Genomic DNA, 22539 nt, shown 5'->3' with positions numbered 1-22539 from the left:
AGGAGCAGGTATGGAATTGCAAGATTTTGAGCTGAACTACATCGAGAAATGGCTGCCGGAAGCCTCCGTGAAATATAAAGACGGCAGTCCGGCGGTCAATCTCGGTCTGATTATCACCGTCTTTTTTAAAGACGGGCATACGCCGGAAGTCCGCCGCAGGATGGTGGAGTGTGTGGATCGTTTTTATGAGGAATTTAAGCCATATCTGAAAAAAACGTTACCAGGTAAGAAGTGGACAGCTATTACAGAGAAGAATTATGGGAAACAAAAGCAGGAAGTACTTGATTCCACGCCTGAAGAGATTGTCGACTGGGTTCTAAGCAGCGCTACTGAGTCTTATCTGACCCCCGATTACGATATCCTCATTATGGGCAAACGTGTTTACCATAATGAAAATAATCGCTCGGTAATCAAATTATCTTTTCCATTATCGCTGCTAAAAGAGATTGGTGGAAAGCAGCGATATGAAGCCTGGCTGATGTGGCTCTGTGGCACCTTTTCAGTGGAAAGTGGCTATGCGGGCCTTTCGTTTGTTCTTCCTTACGCATTCGAGCGGATGTTCCCCTATGAATTTGCCTTAGCACAACGTTTTCCTGGAGTAATGGTGGATTCTCTTGGCTTCCTTGATGGTGTTAATTCAACGGAAGGGCTGAAAAGTGCCTGCTGGTACACCATCGTAGGTACGCCGTGGCTGGAGAAGTTGGGGGGTAGCGAACGATTAAAGCATTGTTTAGCCAAAACACCTGAAATCAGCTTTCTCACATATAACAACGGTGTGATCCTTAAAGCCGGGGAGTTACCACCAACCTTGGGAGAAACAAAAACAGAAGACCTACCGCCTCTGCTAGTAAAGGTGAACCAGATTATTCGTCCCATCCGCTATGACGGACACAATGGTCTGCATTTTTACTCAGAATATGAAGGACTCCAGTTCGAAAAAGAGTCGTCAATGAAATGGTTTGCCCGCTTCGATGAAGCCAGTGCTCTGCTGGATAAAGACGAAATAGGAAAATCCTACGACCCTGTGCGCATTACTCGCTGGACCGATGAAATTGCGCCCCACGCCGGGCAGTGGGCGTCGATTGTTAACGGCACCACCCAATATATCCAGACTCGTAAAGGGCAGAAAATGCCACCGTTTGAGGATAAATACGGTAAGCAGCACCGTACCTGCTGGAAGCTGCTAAAACGTGATGACAAAGGTAGCGTTTATACACTTCCTGTGCCAGGTGCGGACGTTGCTCACATCAATCCATAAGAACATCATAGAAGCGGTAGTGAATAATTTGATGGGTTTACAGTGGTGAGTGATTAGAATAAACCACGTCAACAAATCATCATTATGGAGGCTGCTTAATGAGTTGCGAACAGTGTATGGATTTATGTGTTAAATACGTTATCCGTCAACCTGAACAGTTACGTAAGGCAATCCGTATCGCAAAGCATGCGCTCAGCGAAGGGATTCTGTTCGAAATTAACTCAGCGGATAACTGGAATCAATACAGCTTTCAAGAGTGTGCTGAAAAGATGATATGGGGCGATATAGTTGATTACCATTTTGTTTGTAAGCACTGTGGTACTCAGTTTGTATTGGGTGCTGAAACCTACCATGGCAGCGGTGGTTATTGGTCGCCTGAAAATGAAAAACCATCGGAAATATTTGACTAACATCCGCTCCTCGCTCAAAGCAGCCCATCACGTTCCAATTTTTTTTGATAAAAATTGATTTTTGTATTGAGCCCTCAATAATGAAAGCTCAATACTATTTCGTCCTACTGCAGATTTTTCTCTTTCAGGAACTGACTCACCAAATCAGCAATCTGCACATTGTTTAAATCAGAGAACGGGAAGTGGGTATTACCTTTGATTCCCACTTCAGGCAGATGCGTCACAGTCACATCCCCGCCATGCTTGTTTACCACGTCGCGCCACTCGCGGGCCATCGCCAGACGTACGCGCCAGCTGTCCTGCGCGGGCATGGCGACAGGTTTATCCGGTATGTTATCGCCGTAAATAATCAGAATCGGGATTTTGGTAAGCGCTAAAAACTGTTCCATTGGCACAGGCTCACCCTTCAGCGTATCGAACGCGCTTGGCATAGGGGAGGGCAATTCTTTCTCGGGAAACACAAACCCGCTCCCAGGCTCGAAGGCGACAATGGCTTTGACCTTGTCATTTTTCATCGCCGTGTACCAGCCTGGTCCACCGCCCTGAGAGTGGGTGAAGAGGATAGCCGGGCCGGATTTATCCACGACGGCGGACATGGCGTCAGAGATAACATTGACATCAAATGGCCCGGTATTTGGGGTCATCTGACGGAAATACTGATTTAAGGCTTCTTTATCGTGAGAGAACTGCACACCTTCAAAATACGCTGGCCAGACGCCAACGCGGAACTGATTAAACCACATCTGCTCATCAGGTTTTGGCGTAACAGTCCCTTCTACAGTCGTGCGCCCTGCGCTGCCCCGTCGTGGCTGATCGACCAGATAGGTTGAGAACCCGCGACGCAGGAATATGTTCTGGAACCCTTCACGACCATCCGGCGTGCTTTCCCAGGTACGGGAGAACTGACCCGCGCCGTGTAGCATGACGATGGGGTATTTGTGCGGATTCTCCGGGATTTGGTAGAACACAGATGCATGATCGCCATGCCAGGTTTGGCCAGCAGAATCCAGCGGCTTTTTCGCGTCAAATGTTCCTGGTGCGGTGATGATAGTGCCACCAGCAGAAAAGCTTCCCTGTTCCTGAATGACCAGTGGCTCGGCATATACCGACTGAGCCACCAGACCACCCGCCATCACGCAGATGACCAGTGTTTTTAAGATTGTCTTCAAGATTACATCCTCTGTTATGTTTGCCGTGCAATCATATCTGAGTTGTCAGCGTTAATTATTTAGTACCCCTGATAGCCCTTATTTGGCAGGCTCATGAATGCGGATGGTTAACCGCGTATCGTCTCTAACCAACGGGTGACCGTTTCTGTGGTTCTTCGCTCCTGGTCGCATTCAATGACCAGCGGTTTTTCCCTGCGGGCAGCTGGCGCGAGACTGGCAAGGATGTCGTCACTGTCTCCTTTACCGTAGCCGCCGTGAGTAATAAAGGGGATGAGTAATTTGCCCGCAAGGTTGTGGCTGCTGAGAAATGTTTGCACTACAGGTGGTACGCTGGTCCCCCAGATGGGGAAGCCTAAATACACGGTCTCATAGCGTGAGATATCTACAACGCGATTTTTTAATGCGGGTTTTACTCCTCGTTCACGCTCATTTTTCGCCTGCTCAACGGTCTGGAAATAGTCTTCCGGATAAGGCATTGCCGGTTCGATTTCAAACTGATCGGTGTTCAGGCTGCGGTGAATGACGCCTGCAATGACCCGTGTATTTCCGCTGCGGGAAAAGTACGCCACCAGAACACGGCTTTTACCCTGCACGTTTGCGGTTCCGGTGTTAGCTGTCGCAAGCGGGACGTTCGCCAGCGTCAGCCCGGCAAGTGCGGTGATTAATATTCTGCGGTTGGGATCATGCTCCATAACCAGCTCCTAATTGTTTGCGAGCGCCTGTTGCAGCGCCTTTTCAGCTCGCGTTGCTGCATCATTTTCGCCATGTTCACGCAGAACCTGTGCCAGCTGTAGACAGTTGCCGCTGCACTTTACATTGCGTTTTCACGCGATATACACAGATTAACGAAGTTGCGGTTAAAGATAATTACGCTGCTTAAATAGGCGCTATGAATGGAATTCATAGACCTAATCTGGAGCTGGGAATGAAATTGATGAGCCTGATGTGTCGTGGCACACTGAATTTGGCCATCTGAACAGAAGTGATATGCTCACCTCAGAACATTACAGGTGCCTCAATGAAGAAAAGAAATTTTAAAGCAGAGTTTAAACGCGAATCAGCCCAACTTGTTGTTGATCGCTACACTTCAAGTGCCTATCTTTCTCAATCCCAAAAATAATCAAAGAACAGCTATCTGGTGCATAAACACTTTCGAACCTGCTCAATTTGTGATCCCGATATAACCATGTATACCCATATACAGCCCGACCAGCGCAATTAATACACTTGAAAAATAAGGTGCTCTTCTTGCTATGGTACTAAAACCACTCCAGCGCTTTGTTGCTTGCTGAACACTCACCGCAGCCGCAACACCGACAGTCACCAGCGTTAATGCAAGACCAATACTGAAACACACCACCATTGCTGCACCCAATGTAAATGCTTTTAACTGGATACAAATCAACAGCACGGTGATAGCTGCCGGGCAGGGAATCAAACCACCAGTGAGTCCGAAAAGCAGGATCTGCCAGTTTGTCACTTCCTGACCAGTGAAACGGCGTTTGATATCGTTAGCGTGGGCCAGTTCGTGCGCGTCCTGATATTCTTTTGAGTTTATATCCATACCTTCAAGCACCGAGTGCTCATGGTGGTGATCGTGAAACTCAATATCATAATCATGTACATGACCGCGATGACCTAATGTAAGCCGCGCATTGAAGTTGTGAGGCTCAGGAATGGGTAATACTGATTCTAAGTAATCACCTTTATCCGTGAAATTAAATACCTGTGAGAATGTTCCTGTACCGCGATTTGTAACCAGTGAGACTTCATTCGCTTTCCATCTGTTACCGGACAGAGTACGTAATCGCCAGTGTGAAGGTTGGTTATCCTCAAAAATAGAGAGTTCAATGCTGCCATGGCCAGTACTGATGACTCTGGTTTCATCATGCGAAGGGTGTTCTATCTCTTGTTCCAGCTTCCAGAGTTGTTCGCCTTTCCACGTGCGCCAGAACATCCAGATTGAGGTGCCCAGGATAATAAACGCAGAGATAAGCTGTAGCCATGGCTCGACAGATTCAGCAGTAAACTGTTTGCTGAGATACATACCGCCAAAAGCAATTAGCCAAACGATAGCTGTGTGTGAAATTGTCGCTGCTACACCCAGCATCACAGCCTGTTTAATGCTGCCTTTAATGGCAATGATAAAAGCCGCCATCATTGTTTTTGAATGGCCAGGTTCAAGGCCATGCAAAGCGCCTAATAAAATAGCGCTGGGAATGAAAAACCAGGCGTTACCCTGCTGAATGAGTGTTGCAAAATCGTTCATGAGAATGCTTCTTAGGAATTGATGAGCGATGAGATTCTACTCCCCCCCAGTACCTAATACTACCCCCCAGTAGAATGCCGATGGTACAATTTACCGAATCTTCACTCATTGAGGCTGCTGTATGTCGCACACCATCAGGGATAAACAAAAACTTAAAGCACGTACAAATAAGATTCAGGGCCAGGTAGTTGCACTGAAAAAAATGCTCGATGAGCCGCACGAATGCGCCGCTGTGTTGCAACAGATTGCAGCTATACGTGGTGCTGTAAACGGATTAATGCGGGAAGTGATTAAAGGTCACCTTACTGAGCACATTGTTCATGAAGGTGATGAAGTTCGACGAGAGGAAGATCTTGAAGTCGTGTTAAAAGTGCTGGATTCATATATCAAATAATGGATTTATTCGCCTCGAAGGTTCTATTCTCTGATCTCTTATTCGAAACAGCTATGGCCTGCTGGCCATAGCCGGGATACCAATGCGACTTAAAGTCCTCTATTTTAATACTGAGAATTTTTTGGTGATTTGTTTTATCTTTGACGTTTCACCATATATAGCAATGGCGATAAATTCCAAATCTTCTAGTGCTGTAGCATGCGTATCCTGGATTTGTTGCTCAGATGAATGCGCCAGCATCGTCGTGGTGAAAAAATTATAAAGAATATTTTCTTTCTGGCAATGTTGTGCTGCTACCGAAAGTTGGTTGCTGTTCTTTGCCTGTAAAATAATAACGGGATAGTTGTTTAAATAAGCTGTTAGCTCACTGTCACTGTTGGTATATGTGTGAAAGCAGGGATCGCTTGCTTTTAGCATGATACCTGAGCATAGATGGCCTGTTGCATTCATTTGGATCGCAACATCCACATTTTTATTTACAATGACGTAAAGTTTATAATCATTATCTTCAAACATTGATTTATTCCACTTTATCTTGACGCATTTTTAGTGCGGATTTTTGTAATAGCCAAGGTAACAATAAACATTGAGATAGTCGGTATAATCCACCCCATGCTTTCATTATAAAATGGCAGGCATTTAATAAAATCAGGTGTCAATTCATCAGGAACGATGCTCTGTATAATGCCTAAAACAAATGAAACCAACAAAGGTGGGAAGCAGATGTTTTTGGGAGCATGTTTTGTCAGCCCAATTAGCACCAGTACGATAAAGGGTGGATAAATAGCAGTTAAGGCTGGTACTGAAAACTTGATAACTTCAGTAAGTCCGATGTTGGAAATGGCGCACGATATCCCCGCCAGAATTATGACTAACAATTTATAGTTCAGGCGTAAGATTTGATGCAAATAACCAGCGCAGGCGCTGGTAAGCCCAATTCCTGTCACCAGACAGGCGAGCGTGATGATCACAGCTAAAAAGACGGTGCCTTTATACCCAAAGGAATATGCGATAAAAGATTGAAGCACAACGGCACCATTTGTTGCGTTGGGTGCCAGGAAGTGGCTATGCGCGCCCAGATAGAAAAGACTGATGTACACGTAAACAAGCCCAAGCCCGGCAATCAGGCTGGTTATCACTGAATACCGCGTGATTAAGCTTGACCGACTGACTCCACGCTGACGAATAGCCGTTATGATAATAACTGCAAACACCAATGCCGCGAGGGTATCCATTGTGAGATAACCATTGATCATTCCCCTGGAAAAGGGCATCGCTACATACTCTGGCGTGGTGGTGAGTTCGTTACTGGCAGGATTCCAGAAAGCATAAATACCCAGAATTATTAATAACACCACTTTTATCGGTGAAAGATATTTACCGACTATGGTCACAAGCTTAGAAGGATTTAATGAACAAAGCACCACAGCAATAAAAAATAGCACGCTGAATAAATGCAAGGATAATGCCCCGTGCGTTGCCGGAGCTACTCCTATTTCATAGGACACAGTTGCTGTGCGTGGGCTTCCAAACAATGGTCCCAATGCCAGATAACAGATTAATGTCAGAATCAGTCCAAATATCTTACCGGCCGGTGCCGTTAGTGCTTCCAGTGAACCATTTTTATTTGCCATAGCAATGATGGCCAGAACCGGCAACCCTACACCGGTAATTAGAAAACCACTGACTGCAAACCATAGGTTATTGCCAGCCTGCATCCCAATGAAGGGTGGGAAGATAATATTTCCGGCGCCGACAAATAAAGCAAAAGTCATTAACCCTAATGTAATAACTTCACTTTTTTTTAGCTTCATTTAATATCCGTAGTGCTGATGTTGTGTTGTGAGAAAAATTATAGTTTTTATTGTGCATAATGGCTGAGCGTATAGCTATTACTCACACGATACTGATGGTTTCTAAAGTTAATCTAATAATGAATTTTTGTGTAAAACAAAATTATCATATCTGTACCATTAGCCATAGGCCTATTCCGTAAACTATCAGAACCATAAAAATGGTCAGTAATACGATATTGGTGTATATATTTTTATATTTTGCCATTGTTTATAAAATGAAAGTGCCTTCAATCATTAATCGTGCTGAACCGTAAAGAGCTACGCGCCCATCATTGCGAACACAACAACGCAGAGTGCCTTTACGGCTGCCCCCCTGTTGAGCCAACAGTTCGTTTTTACCTGAACGTTCTGCCCAAAAAGGTGCGAGGAAGGTATGTGCAGAACCTGTTACCGGATCTTCATTCACACCGACCTGTGGGCCAAACCAGCGGGATACAAAATCAAACTCGCCGCCGCCTGGCGCTGTAACAATGACGCCACGGGTTTTGAATACGGCCAGTTTATTAAAATCGGGATTGAGGTTCTCCAGACATGATTTGTCTTTCACCAGCACAATTATATCGTCGGACAGCCAGAACCCTTCTACGTTACCAGCCAGCCCTAACGCCGCAAGCAATCCTTCTGGTTCATCAATTGGCAATGCTTTCTTCGCCGGGAAATCCATGCAGTATTCATCCGCTTCTTTACTCACAGACAGAATCCCGCTACGGGTGGAGAAGTGAATAACATTTTCTGAATAATTCAGCTTATTAAAAAGCACCCATGCAGCGGCGAGAGTGGCATGTCCACATAAGTCGACTTCCACGGCAGGAGTGAACCAACGCAGATGATAACCCTCTGTTGTAGATACAAAAAAGGCAGTTTCAGAAAGGTTGTTTTCGCTGGCAATAGACTGCAAAACAGAATCATCAAGCCAGTGTGTCAATGGGCATACGCCTGCAGGATTCCCCGCAAAAGGCTGCGACGCGAAAGCATCTACCTGATAGAAAGGCAACTTGGTGAGATCACTCTTTTTCACTGATTTTCTCCAGATAGTTGTAGATGGTGTATCGCGTCACGCCGAGGACTTTAGCCATTTGATTAACACTACCCTTAATCTTAAACATTCCCATGGCGTGTGCTTCTTTGACGGCGCGCAGCCTGAATTCTTTGGTGCTCTCTGAACCTGTTGGTCGAAGGCTGGAAAGCAATTCTTCAACGGATGCTTCCGTTAATGCGGACGAGCTCGTTTCCGGGGTCTCAGTCATTCCCGGAATAGACATTAGATAGTCCAAATCTCGTTTGAGCCGCATCGCAACTTCAGTGTCAACATTCACGCAGAAGGCAACAACAGGACTGCCATTTACATCGTAGTAAATGGTCGATGAACTGCTCAGCTTTTTACCAGCAGCCGTGGTCGAAAAATAACCGCTGAACACCTGGTAAGATAAACCCTCTTTTGGCTCGTCAAGCAAACCTAAAAAGCCATCATCTTCTTCAGGGCCTGCCAATAGCGCGTCACCTTTTTTTCGCCCGCTCACATGGCCATTAACGATGCTGATAACCGAGGCTTCTGGCCGAGTCAGATCGTGTAATACAGCTTCGGTGTTGGCGGGTAGCGTTGCTGCAAGCGCCTCAATTGACCCTGACAGAACCGAAATCAGTTGTTCACGTTCATTATTCATGGGGCGTTCCTGTACGGCATACAGCCTGAACTTCAATTTCAACATCCAGGCCAAATGCCAGTTGGCTTGTGGTTACCGAACGCGCCGGAAATCCCTGCGGGAATTCATCGCGGTAAGCGGCATTGAACTCGGCAAAATTTTCCATACTGCTCAGCCAAACCTGCACGCGGACCACATCTTCCATCGTTGAACCCGCACGTTGTAAAACATCGCGAATTGCCTGCATGATGCGATTAGTTTGCTCGGTTACCGTTCCATAGATTGGCTGCCCATCCGCGCTCATGGATACCTGCCCTGACAGAAAAAGAAAGCCATTGGCTTCGACCACGTCGGAGAAAGGGAAGGGCTTTGTAGTCGGGTAACGAGTGAGTGTCATAGCGGAGTCTCTTGGTTGCCGTTGATGCAAAATGAGGCATTCACGGTAGCATTGCCTCAAAGGTAGTTCAACAAAATTCAACTTATCAACAAGTGTTGATTTTTTGTTGAGAATTGGATGCTGTTCCAATCCATCAATCTGTTTATTTTGCTACATACCATTCTTTTCGGTGATTCCATGCGACCAAAAAATTAAGTACTGCAGCGCCGATAAGTGAATATAAAACTAATTGGGGTTTTAAAAAGAAAAGTGAGGATGAGAACAGAACCAGATCAAAGGCCAGCTGGAACCAGCCAGCTTTGAGCCCTGTCTTTTCCTGAATGTAGATAGCTAATATTCCAATACCCCCACAACTGGATTTGTGCCTGAATAGCCCTAATAAACCAATACCAATACATAGACCAGCCAAAACAGAACCAACGAGGGGATTAAAGTAGTTGTAGGATATAAAAGAAGGTAATAATCCCGTAAAAATAGATATTAACGTCACGGCCATCAATGTATTTATCGTGAATGCAAAGCCTAATCTCATGGCTGCCAGAAGATAAAAAGGGATATTGATCAGAAAGAAAACAATTCCGAAGCTTGTTCCTGTCGCATAGGTAATGAGAAATGCGAGTCCTGCGGTCTGGCCGGTGATGAGTCCGAGGCTGTGCAAAATGGACATGCCAAAAGAAATAATAATAATTCCAAAGATCTGCCCCTGAATGTTATCAATAAGGTTATGCCTGACCGATAATGGTCTATCTCCATGGATGTTTTGTGGTTTATTAATTTTTTTTGTTTTCTTCATTTTAATATCCAAACCAGATAAAGTATCTCAATTATAGATATATGCTACTTAGCGTTATCAGAAGATATGCTGCCAGTGTCACTATAATGGTATAAATAACGACGCGTTGTTCTTTAATCTTGCAATCGGACATTGGCATTCTCTCAATTTGTCGTTCACAGTTCTTTTCTCAGCACGTATGCCGAAAAGATGTCAGTTCATTATCATCACCGTGAAAATAAAATATCAACATAAAGTTGAAATTTCAACTTGTGTTGATATTTTATTTGATAATTTGCATATCTTATTGTTTTGAAAAAATTTTATTGCTGTGGTGGTCGAGGTCACACGTCGTACTGGTAGCAGTCGTAACGCTTCAGTTAGAACACCATTACGGTTTAATATTCAATGACACGTACTGATGCGATTTCCTGGCGGAAAAGTGCGAATGGGTGCAGATCGCAAGGGTTTCAGTAGGCCAGAAAAACTGCTTACAAGAAACCCTTTGAAATGTGCTTTCTGCTGCCTGATTTAAGGCTTAAGTCGTTGTTTGTAAGGTTTCGATAGGCGCAGGTTTACCAATGAAGTAGCCCTGAACATAGTCAATTCCCATTCGGAATAGAGCATTCTGAATAGCTTCTGTTTCGACAAACTCAGCCACTAAAGTCATATTTTTCATTCTTGCTAACTCACAAATAGATTCCACGATTTTGTAGTCCATTTCGCTGGAAATAATATTGTGGATAAAACTACCATCGATTTTGAGTATGTTCGCCTGCATATTTTTCAGTCGTGCATAGCTTGCATAACCTGTTCCAAAATCATCGATAGCAATTTTACAGCCCAAACGTTGTAGCGCATCCAATGTCTTATCTGCTTGTAAGTTATTAGTAAGCTCATCGGTTTCTGTCACTTCCAGAACAATCTGCTCAGGTGCAATACCGTGCTTAATTAGCATATTTTCAATGAGATGTGCCATATCGGTTCGGCAGATCGATGCTGGAGTCAAATTAATAGCGAAGCACTGGTCTGGCCGTGAATGACGGGTTTCATCCATAAACTTCATAGTGTTGTTTAGCACCCACAGATCAATGCTGGATGACATGCCAAATTCATTTGCTAATGGTAAAAAGGTATCTGGGAAAATAAGTTCATCGTTGCTACCAAGCATCCTCAGCAGGACTTCGTGGTAGCGATGACCATTTTTATTTTCAATTGGCTGAACCATCAACACAAACCGATCTAACTCAAGTGCACGTTGAAGCTGATTCATCATGTCGACTTTAGTTTTAACCTGATTTTGTACCTGGCGGCTGCTTTGCTTTCTCATATCCACGGGCAAGTTTGTCGTCAGGGAGATCTCTGCCAGCGCGCGTAGTTCACCAATTAATAAATATAGATGACCCACTGGATAATTAATGATGCAGTAGCTACAACCAATTTGTGGATAAAGCTTTACGCCATCTCGGGTATAACGGAAATTTTTGGCTTTGTTATGTAACTCAGAGATTCTTTTTTCAGCATTTAAAGGGGACATACGTACGATTAAATCGTGACCAGAGCTTATACAAATCAACTCATCACTTTCCAGCACAGGCTTTAAAAACTGAGCCAGCTGTTGTTTGTATTGAACTTGCATCAGCAGACCATAGCGGCGGCCTAGTAGTTCGAGGTCAGGAACGTATAACTGGCATAAGACAGATACAGTGTGTTTGTTTAAATCTGCATCAAGTGCCAGCAAATTTGGTAGATGTAAAACTGGATCGATGCTCATTAATCGTTTGGACTTAATATTCAAGGCGCGTTGCCGTGAAATATTTATAGCCATAAGGATAATGGTTATTGAAAACGCTGCGAAGCAGGATGATGCTACTGCAAGATGTAATTTAAAATCAGCTCCTGGTGGTATGAAGCTTTGATAATAGTTACAAAGAACAATTAATATAGTCCACCATATTAGAGAAATGGCGGCATGGCCCAAACGTAGGGTTCCCCATATCATCATTGGTAGCAATAACGTCAAAGTATAAATGGAATTCATTAGTGTTAATGTATGATGTCTTGGTGAAACCATTAATACAGTGAGTATGGTAATTGCACCAAACAAAGAAATAAGTTCCGGTGCGCGCAAATCCTCTGCAACCTGATTGCGGATTTTTTTGAAGTATTTAATTAGATATAAAGGGTTACGTATTGAACGGATAACCAAATAACACATTGGTAAGCCCGTCATGTTTCCTACTAGCATTCCCTGATAACTAATTAATGTTTGTGTTGTGAATGGATTTACATACATTTGTGCACCATTTATTCCAAAAAGTCCCAGGTAGAGCTCTGCATGGTAATAATGGAGGAATAATGTTGCATTAATGAATACAAGCCAAAAGATGCGTGGTTTGGCAAGCTGATGGTACCCAAAACTAGCAAGCCCGCGCTTACCAGTAAAATAGTAATAACCTGCACAGCTTAATGCTACAGAAGTAAAATAATGAATCAATGACATTAATGCAGGTTCTAAACCTCGCTCTGGATAAACCCGGTAAAGCAGGCATAAAATAATTCCAGGTAGAGATTTAAAGCCATAAATCATTGTAAGGGCTGTAGTTAAAGCCATATTCAGGTAATAGAAAGATATTTCGTGACCATCAATCTGCCCATAAGAACTCATATACTGAGTTATAGGATAAAGAATGAAGGGGAGGACAAGTGGTAACGCCCACCATTTGTCTTTGTACTTATTATATAATGCAGTAAATTTCATCATCAATGTCTGCTTTTTTACTAATTCCACTGTTCGGAATGATTTACAAGCATCCATTGCTTAAAAATAAGTGTTACTCGCACTCGGCTATCTTGCTCTATTAATACACTCGCTCATCAAGTAGGTAATACCATTGTTACCTCATCATAAAAAATAACATTGTTTTTCCCTTTGTCTTTTATGTAATACATCGCCACATCGGCTTTTTTCAATAGCGTAGCAACGTCATGCCCATGCTCTGGGTAAATTGAAATCCCTATACTGGCAGATAAGAAATCAATCGTTGTTGCTGAAAGTTCATAACTATCTGAAATTCTTGAAAGCAATGTGTTTGCCAGTTGTATTGCGGCCTCTTTTGTTTGTTCACAAACGACGATGATGAATTCATCACCACCAATTCTTGCAACAAACCCTCCGTTACCAACAACATTTCTTAGCTTTTTAGATATCTTTACCAGCAGTTCATCACCAATGGCATGCCCCCAGACATCGTTCACACGTTTAAAGCCATCAAGGTCAATAAACATAATAAACAGTGGTTGTAACTGTTTATCAAATAAAGTGTTTAAATGATTTTGTAAATAAAGGCGGTTAGGTAATTGAGTTAATGAATCATGTTGAGTCATTTGTTTTAACTGCAAGTTTTTTGAGATTAACTCTCTTTTTAGAAGCTCATTACTCAAGTGTTCTTTGAAATTAATAAACCAGATAAATATAGCCAACATAAATACCAGAGCGATGAGTATTGTCATCGTCATAGCTAATGTATTTTCGATGTGATCATCATGACTTATGGCAAGGGGGGATGAGCCCATTGGAGCCATATTCATTTTGCTTGTACCCAAAAAGTGCATGATTGCTACACCGATACAAAGAGTCACGGTGGCACCTAATCGGCAGAAGTTGGCATAGATATCGTTTTTACTCGTCATGACCAACATCAGATGAGTTAAACGCAACATGCCTAATGAAGTAATAAAAATAACGATTAGTGAAAGAGCGATATAAGCATTGCTAACATACCAATCACCCGCATTGATGATTGCAGCCATTCCCAGATAGTGCATGGAAGCTGCGGTTGCTGAAAATATCAATGCAGGCAAGAGATAATGATTTTTGCGCAATCTTTTGAATAAAAAGCAACCAAAACCAAGCGAGCAACCAATAATAGCAACAATTAAGGAGGCCAGCGTTATCTTAATGTTATAATTTATGATGTGACTATGATGATGTGCCTGCATCACCATATAGTGTAAAACCCAAATACCACAGCCCATCGTTGGCCCGCTGAATAAAGGCCAGCAGTTATGTTTTTTACGGGCGCCAGCCTTACATAGCCAAAAAGAGACATAAAAAGCCAGGCAAGCAATAATTATTGCGAGTAGGACTAATGAAATATCATAATTAAATAACATATTTAACTTAAAGTTCACTCTTAGAGGCGTACATGTTTATTATAATCTTAATGTGCAGTGGGATAATAACGATGTGTTTATTATCTTCAAGATTTTTTTATTCTTTTCCATAAATTAAAGACAGTCAAAGAGTTGATTCTCTTTTTAAGTACTAAAATTTTTATGGTTATGCTCAGAACTTGTCAAATCTATCCATGCATAGAGGTGAGTTTACGGATGAAAGTTATGCATCATCAGGTAGCATGTACTTCTGGCAGTACAAGTAAGGTATACCTTCACGAGTGATGAGATCAGCATCCTTGTTCAACGCAAAAATATCGATATCGGTCACTCCTGAGCTTTTCAAATAAAAGTCAGGAAGAAATTGCTGAACAATGCCTGCGGGGGTTGTTTCACGGTTTGAAATGATAATCTGACGAGATACCCAAACCGGGCTGCGGCCATAGTCTGCGAGGGTAAAGAGCACGGTGCGCTGGACGGTGTACTCTTCTTGTGGGGTTACGTTGATGATGCCATTAATGTGTGCAATGCCTTTACCATCCCCGGATTTGAAATCGACAATTCCACGAAATGAAGCTTTGTCTCTGACTATCTGCAAAGTCGCCCTGCAGGCAAGAGTATGCGGTTTTTCGTCAGAAGGGTGATGAAGATACAGCACCACACCGGAAAGTATCGCGAGACACACTAAAAAAATGATGCGCGTCTGTGTTCGAAGAGAGGCAATCGCGGTGAATATCTTCATTTACTATCGTACCGAGGGTAATAGACCGACTGACAGGAATTATCATGTGATAAATCCATACCGGCAGTGCAAAGTATGACTGAGATATTTTTTGTCTCAGGATAAGCTGTAATATAGAGAAATTTATTATCACTGCACATCTCAGGATGTTCCTTGATAAAGCCCTCATGACGGGAATAGTTGCTGGCATCAGCATTAACAAAATAATGGCATTGGCCATCATATTTTTTTGAGGCAACATAGCCCGAAAAATAATTCTCGCTGGATATCTTAGGATAGAGAAGTGCGCCAACTATTAGTACGGTAAATATAATAATGAGCATTTCTGCCAGGTTTAGTTTCGGCAGTTTTTTATTTTCTATTTTATTAGGTGTTACCGAGGGAGTATCTGTAAGTTCGATCTCAACCTCAGGTACAACATGATCCCATTTTTTTTCAATGGTTATTTCTTGTTGAATGAGTAGCCCTTTGCGCGGGATCGTAGTGATTATTTGCTTCTCTACATTCATTTGTAAAAATGACTTTCGTAGAGAGAGAATACTTTGATAAAAGGCGTTAAAGCTAACCTGCCTGTGGCTTTCACCCCATGCGAAAGCGAGCAACTCGTTCTGAGTAACAATTTCAGTGTGATTTCTGAGCAACAACAGCAGGCATGATGAGGCTGTCGGCTTGAGCTTTATCTGTTCATGGCTGTCTGTATGCACCAGGCACTGTTTCTCTGGTATAAATAATATTTTATTTTCAATGAGATAACATGGATTATCTGCTTCGGACATGTTGCCAGTACTCTCGTTGACTCAGGCTGGTTTTCCACCTGCTATTATAAGCACAATGTGGCATGGAATAATCCTGCCTTTTAGCGAATTTACCCTGTAGGTACTTCCTGTCTTATCAATAAACGTATGATCAACAAGTAGTTAACTATTTTTATACAATAAAAGTCATTTAAAATCAATTCGTTATAGTTGTATGTTGTTTCTTTTTTAACTGAAAAGAGAAAGTTAACAGTGCAAAGATTAAAAAAATTACGTTTCTGGCTTTAGATAAATATACTCACAGACAGAGCAGCACGAGAGGGCAGGCGTGGTATCTCAGGTTTAGATTCTCAATAATGTAAATTTGAAAATGAAATTTAATATCTGAGTATTTCAGTCGCCTTTACTCATCGTTGACGATGTCTCACCATAACAATGGGGCTATGGCCATTGAATAAACTATTTCAATTAATAGTATGTATTTATGGGGTTTCAACCTTAGTGTTTATGCTATTCAGAGTTGTATGGCTTTGGATGCAAGTTATAAAGTATAAGCAATATGATTTTTCTTGGTTCAAAGATAAGATTGATACAGTAATTGTAGTGTCAATTATTTGGCCATTGTATTTAATATATATTATTTTTCAAGTTATTTTTAATCCTTGCTGTTTATGGAATGAAAATTGTGATTGTTTGAAAAATAACGTGCCCTGATGTGGTTTTTTTGAGTGATTATTTCATTGGTAGATAATGAAATAATAATGATGTATGCGGTTGTTCATGAATGTTGAATATTGTTTGGCAGGAAATTTATAAGGCTATTTTTTTCAAACCGCCATCCTACAATCCTCAGTATCTGATTTATCAATCGCAGGTTTACCATAATGTTCTATATTGATATACGTTCCAGGTAGTGGGTTATCAATTTACATTAGGGTGATCTCCCTGGCTTTTTGCCTGGAGATAATCTCAATCCCATAACTAGAGTAAGAGAAGCTGATGTCCATTCTTAATTTTGATGAATCTGTAATGCTCATTGGAGACGAGATTAAAAAATCTGAAAACGCCTATTTCTCTCTGAGAAAAAAACGTCAGCGCATTGAAATGAAAAGAGATGGAAGTATTTTCTATCTTGAGAAAGGTTCTGTCTCTGTTTACCGGGTTGAAAATGACCTGGTTACGGTGAGCTTTACCGCACCTGCTATCCTTGGCCTGGCACAGATGCGTAATGATGTGATGTCTCATTACCTGCGTTGTGATACAGACTGTGAGATGTGGGTGATGAATGCGGCTAATGCTAATGAGATGCTTAGCAAGAAAAACCTATGGATACATGCATTTGATATTCTGACTAATCATCTGCAGCGTTATTTCCAGCGTGAAAATTTGCGTTCACACAAAACAATTCGCGAAATCGTGACGGAACATGTGAAGCATATCTGGTCTCTTGATCCAGAAATTCGTGATAAAACATCAGTTTATACGTTTATCCTCAGCAGGAACCATATTTCACGCAGCGCTATCCATAAAGTGCTGCAGGAGTTGGTTAATGAGGGGAAATTGACGTTGAACCGTGGGAAGTTGTCTTCGTTTAACTGTTAGTAATACAAATTTGGGTGTTATGTTTTTAACGCCAATGAGCTAACTGCATCTCACCATAAAAAAAGCCGCAACATCATCTGTTGCGGCTTTTTTATCGTTTTTATCTTTCGCGTAATGCTTCTGCTTTGGCGCGAATAATCGGTTTTAGCAGATAACTCAGAATGGATTTTTTACCAGTTATAATATCGACTGATGCGACCATACCCGGAATGATGACCATTGGATGCTCTTTTGTTCCCAGGTAGTTCTTATCTGTTCGCAGACGAGCGATGTAGTAACTGTGGCCTTCTTTATCGGTTATCGTGTCTGGGCTTAGCTGTACCAGCTCGCCATTCAGGCCACCGTAGGTGGTGTAGTCGTAAGCGGTAAACTTCACTACGGCATGCTGCCCTGGATGCAGGAAGGCAATGTCACGCGGCTGAATCTTCACTTCAATAAGCAGTGAGTCATCGAGGGGAACGATTTCTACCAAGTCACTACCGGGTTGAATAACACCACCAATGGTATTAACCATAATTTGCTGGACGACACCGCGAACCGGTGAAACCACCATGGTTCGATTGACGCGGTCTTCCAGTGCTTTGCCAGTTGCTTCTGCTTTGCTCAGATTGGTGCGTGCTTCATTTAGCTGTGAAAGTGCGTCGCTCTGGAAGCGGTTACGACTTTCGCCAATCTTATTTTCAATCTCTTTCGTTTCTGATGCGGATTTCGGAATAGAAAGAGTGATGGAGTCCAGCAGCCCTTTAGTCTCCACTTCAGTGCGGCGTAAACGCAGAATTTCCACTTTAGAAATTGCACCTGATGCCAGCAGCGGCTCAGACATTTTGATCTCTTGTTGCAGTAAACCCAGGCTATGTTTGTACTGTTCCTGTTTCGACTGGAAGTCACGCAGTTCCTGTTTTTTCTGCACTAACTGTTCCTGAAGACCTTCAATTTCATTCTGGAACTGGCGACGGCGACTATTAAATAAATCGACCTCCCCGCGTGCAACTTCTGGAGCCTTCTGAGCAATCTCATCTGAAATAACGAAATCTTTGTCTTCAGCTTCCGCAGTCAGACGGTCGATTTTAGCCTGCAAGCCGAGTTTGTCGGCTTCAGTCTCACCCACATTCGATGCAAAGCGAGTATCATCCAAATGAATCAATGGTGCGCCAGCTTCAACTATCTGCCCTTCATGTACATACAGCTCGGTGACAATACCGCCTTCCAGGTTCTGTATTTTTTGCAAGCGCGATGATGGGATGGCTTTGCCTTCGCCTCGTGTAACTTCATCAAGTTTGGCAAATCCAGCCCAAACGAACGCCAGTAAGACCAACACCAGGATAGTCCAAAGAGTCAGGCGAATAACGCGCGGGGAGTCATCAATCAGAGCATGACTCACCTCGTTAATGTTATCGGCCTGGTTCTCATCACGACCTTTAAAGTAGTGGCGAATTTGCGGGCGTAAACGTGCAAATAACTCAGCGAGACGCATTGATTTGACCCTTCTTCAGCGCATCCATAACAATGGCTTTCGGGCCATCAGCAATAATGCGTCCTTTATCAACAATAATCAGTCGATCAACCAGTGTCAGCATTGACGCTTTGTGCGTCACGAGCAACAGTGTTTTATCCGCGACAAATGGCACCAGTGCTTGTTTAATCTTGTCTTCACTGGTGTTGTCCATCGCACTGGTTGGTTCATCAAGCAGCAGGACTGGTGGCTCCAGCAGGAGTGCACGAGCCAGCGCAACAGCCTGGCGTTGCCCACCGGACAGTTGCATACCACGCTCACCAACTTGCAAGTTGTAACCATCAGGGTGAACACGAGCGAATTCATTAACACCAGCAAGTTCTGCGGCGCGCAGCATCGTTTCGTCGTCGACATAACGGGCACCGCAAATCAGGTTATCGCGCAGTGAACCATTAAATAGCTGAATATCCTGAGGAACATAACCAATGCTATGGCGCAAATCGTTGACGTCCAACTGACGAGCATCTACATCATCGATCAAAATATTACCGCCGGTTGGCTGGTAAAGATTGATTATCAACTTGCTGATCGAGCTCTTACCCGAGCCACTGCGCCCGATAATACCCACGCGTTCGCCGGGCTTAATAGTCAGGTTAATCTTTTGCAGTGAAGGGTTTTTTTGCTCAGGATAACTGAAGTCAACATCTTTGAATTCAATGCTGCCACGGAAGGTTTCACGCTTCAGCGGATGCTCATGCTCGCGTCTTTCCTGCGGCATCGACATCATTTGCTCGGTGTTTTTGATGGTCAGACGCGCCTGGTGATAACGGGCTATCAACCCGGTCAGCTGACCCATTGGCATTAGTGCTCGGCCATTAAGCATGTAGCAGGCGATCAGGCCCCCCATGCTCAGTTTGCCGCCAATAATCATATACACGCCGACGATAATCATGATGACGCCAGACATTTGCTGGAACCATCCGGTCAAGTTGCTGGCGAAGCTGGATAAGGTTTTAACGCGTAATTCCAGGCGGCTTAAACTGCCCAGAGTTTGTTCCCATTGATACTGGCGTTCGCTTTGTGCGTTGTTAACTTTGATAGCGTCCAGGCCACTGAGTGTTTCAATCAGCAATGCCTGACGCTCACTTGCCAAACTCATGGTTTTGGCAACGGCAGCATTTACCGGTTTCTGCAATGCCCAGCTAATCACCAGCGCGATAGGGAAGGTGAGTAACGGAATCCATGCCAACGTGCCGCCGATAATGCCAATTACCAGCAACAGCACCAGCGTAAACGGCAAATCGATCAGCGTGGTCAACGTCAGTGAAGAAAGGAAATCACGCAGCGACTGAAATTCATGAATGTTTTGTGCAAAGCTACCCACGCGAGCAGGGCGCGCTTTCATCTCCATGCCGGTAATACGCTCAAAGAGTGTGGCTGAGATAATCAGGTCACTTTTTTTACCGGCAATATCGAGGCAGACACCGCGTAGCATTTTTAAGATCAAGTCGAAAACAAACGCCATGCAAATACCGACGGCCAAAACCCACAAAGTCACCGTGGCATGATTGGGTACAACCCTGTCATACACGTTCATGGTGAACAGCGGTGTTCCCAGTGCAATCAGGTTAATCAGCAAACTTGCTAGTATCGCATCCATGTACAGATAGCGAGACAGCATCAGCGTGTCTTTGAACCAGGATTTTGTACGTGGCAGGAAAGATTCAGACTGTAAGTCAAACTCATGGCGAGGATGTGCGAAAATCACCTGGCCTGCGTAGCTTTTCTCAAGTTCTGCTGCATCAATATTGATTTCACCGCCTTCGCTCTCGCTTGGCATAATGCGAGCAGTACCATCGGCGTTCCAACCCAGCAGTACGGCGGCACCACCATCGTGCAGCAAAAGAATCGCAGGCAGAGACATGGCGGCGATTTTATTGAGAGAACGTTTGATGACACGTGCTTTTAATCCTGCACGAGCGGCAGCACGAGGCAAAATAGCCAGCGTCAGGCGATCGTTCTCCAGCGGCAGCCCACTACTTAATGTTGAGCGGCTTGCTGATTTACCATGCACAGAACAAAGAACCAGCAGGCAATCGAGCAATGGATCGTCATTGCGACTGCGCGGGTCATGATAATGCGACTCCTCAACAGGAGGAGCCTCTGACATTGTATTCATGTTTTCAACTTGTGAATTCATTGATAAGAAAGTTCCTGACGCAATTATTCAGCAAAAAATAAAAAATGCGCTAATCCTGAAATAGTTCACCGGTGAACTATTTCAGTTAATTAAATGCTAATTAAGTTCAGGTAATGAGTTATCTTCTGGGGAGTCGATTGGTTGGCCAGCAGGCACTGGATTAATTTTAAGTGCTTTTAATAATTCTCCAATACGCGCACAAATACGATAACCCGTGGTAATTTCCAGGTAACGTAATTCAACCAAGCGACGTTTCGCTGAGAATACTTCATTTTCACTATCTAATAAATCCAGAAGTGTTCGTTCACCTAAACTAAATTGATCCTGATATGCGGTACGAACTTTCACGCTGCGATCGGCATAATCTGTGGCTGCGGGTATTTGGTCTCTGGCGCTTTTTAATGCTGACCATGCCAGGCCAATTTCCTGGTTCATCTGGCGCAGCGTGTTATTACGCACGTCCTGAGCTTGTTTTTCCTGATACGCGCGGGACTGCATTGCTGCTTTATCGCTGCCACCCTGGTACAGGTTGTAATGCAGCTTTACCATCGCCTGCCATTCTTCTGAATGGGCGCGAGTCGTGTCGGTGTCATTACTGATGCTGCGAGACAGTGCCACATCAACGCGTGGGTAAAACGTTGATTTAGAAGCTTCATATTGTTGACGAGCTGCCTGAATATCAGCATTGGCAGATTTCAACAGCGGGCTGTTGTCTTCCATTATGCGTTTGGCATCTTCAAGCGATTTTGGAAGGATGGCATCAATACGCTCAGGCAGACTCAGGTTCTCGGGCGCTTCGCCGGTCACGCTCATGAATGTCGTATTGGCATCTTCGAGGTTGGTTTGCTCAGTCAACAAGTTGTTGCGCGCCTGCGCCAGACGCGCTTCAGCCTGCATTAAATCGCCCGAGCGGCCAACGCCTTGGTCGGTACGTAAACGAATCTGGTCATAGATACGTTCATGGTTCGCGAGGTCATCTTCTGCCAGATGCACATATTCCTGGCGTTGCAATACATCAAGGTAGGCCTGCACCACCTGGAAAGCGGTGTTCTCGCTGATGTTGAGCACGCTAAAAGCCCGGGAATCAACGGTTGCTTTTTGACGTCCAACCTCACTTGATGTTGCAAAACCGTCGAATACATTCTGGTTGAGACTAAGCGTGGCGTCGTTTGGCGACAGATTCATCCCATTCTTACTTCCACCCGCGCGCGTGGTAGCATCATTGATGTTTTTCTTACCTGCTTCGGCATCAACATTTAGAGAAGGAAGATACCCACCGCGAGCAGCACGCAAATCCTGTTCTGCAGAATAACGGCTATTTACTGAAGCATTAACTTCCGGATGGCTGGATAAAGCTTGATTTACGGTATTTTGTAAAGTTGCTGCGTTAACTGATGGTATTGATAAACAACCAAGTATAAAAAGGGAAAACTTCTGCATTTT

20 protein-coding genes and 1 pseudogene are annotated in these 22539 nt (G+C 43.7%); 4 read left to right on the top strand and 17 right to left on the bottom strand.

From position 1 onward, the window contains the following. Window positions 1-10 precede the first annotated feature (10 nt). A complete protein-coding gene (locus IX31_RS09820; RefSeq protein ID WP_051880665.1) occupies window positions 11-1258 on the top strand; it encodes a DUF3396 domain-containing protein in 1248 nt (415 codons plus the stop codon). A gap of 98 nt (window positions 1259-1356) precedes the next feature. Next, window positions 1357-1668 (top strand): hypothetical protein, encoded by a 312-nt coding sequence (locus tag IX31_RS09815; protein ID WP_034457664.1) that lies wholly within the window; start codon window positions 1357-1359, stop codon window positions 1666-1668. Between the two features lie 104 nt (window positions 1669-1772). Here the strand turns inward: IX31_RS09815 and IX31_RS09810 are convergent, their stop codons facing one another. The 4 genes and pseudogenes from IX31_RS09810 to IX31_RS09800 all read right to left on the bottom strand — a co-directional run bounded on the left by IX31_RS09810 (window position 1773) and on the right by IX31_RS09800 (window position 5106). Further along, window positions 1773-2837, bottom strand: coding sequence for an alpha/beta hydrolase (locus IX31_RS09810; RefSeq protein WP_034457662.1), 1065 nt, complete (start codon window positions 2835-2837; stop codon window positions 1773-1775). Window positions 2838-2944: 107 nt separating this feature from the next. Continuing rightward, window positions 2945-3529, bottom strand: coding sequence for a flavodoxin (locus tag IX31_RS09805; RefSeq protein WP_034457660.1), 585 nt, complete (start codon window positions 3527-3529; stop codon window positions 2945-2947). Window positions 3530-3538: 9 nt separating this feature from the next. Then, window positions 3539-3628: pseudogene (locus IX31_RS23595) on the bottom strand (carboxymuconolactone decarboxylase family protein); the annotation flags it as partial. Window positions 3629-3999: 371 nt separating this feature from the next. Continuing rightward, on the bottom strand, window positions 4000-5106 hold the full coding sequence (locus tag IX31_RS09800; RefSeq protein ID WP_034457658.1) for a nickel/cobalt efflux protein RcnA: 1107 nt from the start codon (window positions 5104-5106) through the stop codon (window positions 4000-4002). 121 nt (window positions 5107-5227) lie between these two features. Between IX31_RS09800 and rcnR the strand changes: the two genes are divergently transcribed. Further along, a complete protein-coding gene (gene rcnR / locus IX31_RS09795; protein ID WP_034457656.1) occupies window positions 5228-5500 on the top strand; it encodes a Ni(II)/Co(II)-binding transcriptional repressor RcnR in 273 nt (90 codons plus the stop codon). A gap of 99 nt (window positions 5501-5599) precedes the next feature. Here rcnR and IX31_RS09790 read toward each other — a convergent pair whose 3' ends face one another. The 10 genes from IX31_RS09790 to IX31_RS09745 form a co-directional block, all read right to left on the bottom strand. Next, window positions 5600-6016 (bottom strand): DUF2000 domain-containing protein, encoded by a 417-nt coding sequence (locus IX31_RS09790; protein ID WP_034457654.1) that lies wholly within the window; start codon window positions 6014-6016, stop codon window positions 5600-5602. A 14-nt stretch (window positions 6017-6030) separates the two neighbouring features. Then, window positions 6031-7314, bottom strand: a complete 1284-nt coding sequence (gene brnQ, locus IX31_RS09785) for a branched-chain amino acid transport system II carrier protein (RefSeq protein ID WP_034457652.1) — start codon at window positions 7312-7314, stop codon at window positions 6031-6033. 250 nt (window positions 7315-7564) lie between these two features. Then, complete coding sequence (locus tag IX31_RS09780) at window positions 7565-8374, bottom strand: PhzF family phenazine biosynthesis protein (protein ID WP_034457650.1); 810 nt, start codon at window positions 8372-8374, stop codon at window positions 7565-7567. Beyond that, on the bottom strand, window positions 8361-9020 hold the full coding sequence (locus IX31_RS09775) for a helix-turn-helix transcriptional regulator (RefSeq protein WP_034457648.1): 660 nt from the start codon (window positions 9018-9020) through the stop codon (window positions 8361-8363). Before IX31_RS09775 ends, IX31_RS09780 begins: the two co-directional genes overlap by 14 nt. After that, window positions 9013-9396: a RidA family protein gene (locus IX31_RS09770; protein WP_034457646.1), complete on the bottom strand. Its 384-nt coding sequence runs from the start codon at window positions 9394-9396 to the stop codon at window positions 9013-9015. Before IX31_RS09770 ends, IX31_RS09775 begins: the two co-directional genes overlap by 8 nt. Window positions 9397-9538: 142 nt before the next feature. Beyond that, window positions 9539-10189, bottom strand: a complete 651-nt coding sequence (locus tag IX31_RS09765) for a YitT family protein (RefSeq protein ID WP_081908657.1) — start codon at window positions 10187-10189, stop codon at window positions 9539-9541. A 517-nt stretch (window positions 10190-10706) separates the two neighbouring features. Continuing rightward, window positions 10707-12932 carry a sensor domain-containing phosphodiesterase gene (locus IX31_RS09760; RefSeq protein ID WP_198528564.1) on the bottom strand — a complete coding sequence of 742 codons (2226 nt, stop codon included), beginning with the start codon at window positions 12930-12932 and terminating at the stop codon, window positions 10707-10709. A 113-nt stretch (window positions 12933-13045) separates the two neighbouring features. Next, entirely contained in the window at window positions 13046-14362 is a 1317-nt protein-coding gene (locus IX31_RS09755; RefSeq protein WP_157837368.1) for a sensor domain-containing diguanylate cyclase, read from the bottom strand. A 205-nt stretch (window positions 14363-14567) separates the two neighbouring features. Continuing rightward, entirely contained in the window at window positions 14568-15086 is a 519-nt protein-coding gene (locus tag IX31_RS09750; protein ID WP_034457643.1) for a hypothetical protein, read from the bottom strand. Then, window positions 15083-15862, bottom strand: a complete 780-nt coding sequence (locus IX31_RS09745) for a winged helix-turn-helix domain-containing protein (protein WP_034457641.1) — start codon at window positions 15860-15862, stop codon at window positions 15083-15085. Before IX31_RS09745 ends, IX31_RS09750 begins: the two co-directional genes overlap by 4 nt. Window positions 15863-16840: 978 nt before the next feature. Here IX31_RS09745 and IX31_RS09740 point away from each other — a divergent pair. Continuing rightward, complete coding sequence (locus tag IX31_RS09740; protein ID WP_034457639.1) at window positions 16841-17443, top strand: helix-turn-helix domain-containing protein; 603 nt, start codon at window positions 16841-16843, stop codon at window positions 17441-17443. A gap of 100 nt (window positions 17444-17543) precedes the next feature. Here the strand turns inward: IX31_RS09740 and IX31_RS09735 are convergent, their stop codons facing one another. The 3 genes from IX31_RS09735 to IX31_RS09725 all read right to left on the bottom strand — a co-directional run bounded on the left by IX31_RS09735 (window position 17544) and on the right by IX31_RS09725 (window position 22536). Then, complete coding sequence (locus IX31_RS09735; RefSeq protein WP_034457637.1) at window positions 17544-18917, bottom strand: HlyD family type I secretion periplasmic adaptor subunit; 1374 nt, start codon at window positions 18915-18917, stop codon at window positions 17544-17546. Then, on the bottom strand, window positions 18904-21075 hold the full coding sequence (locus tag IX31_RS09730) for a type I secretion system permease/ATPase (RefSeq protein WP_034459943.1): 2172 nt from the start codon (window positions 21073-21075) through the stop codon (window positions 18904-18906). The genes IX31_RS09735 and IX31_RS09730 overlap by 14 nt, the downstream gene beginning before the upstream one ends. Before the next feature lie 117 nt (window positions 21076-21192). Continuing rightward, complete coding sequence (locus IX31_RS09725; protein ID WP_034457635.1) at window positions 21193-22536, bottom strand: TolC family outer membrane protein; 1344 nt, start codon at window positions 22534-22536, stop codon at window positions 21193-21195. Between the last annotated feature and the right edge of the window lie 3 nt (window positions 22537-22539).

Source organism: Buttiauxella noackiae (assembly GCF_000737905.1).
Lineage (GTDB): Bacteria > Pseudomonadota > Gammaproteobacteria > Enterobacterales > Enterobacteriaceae > Buttiauxella > Buttiauxella noackiae.
Note: the sequence above shows the minus strand (reverse complement) of the source record. Positions and strands in the feature narration are given on the sequence as shown.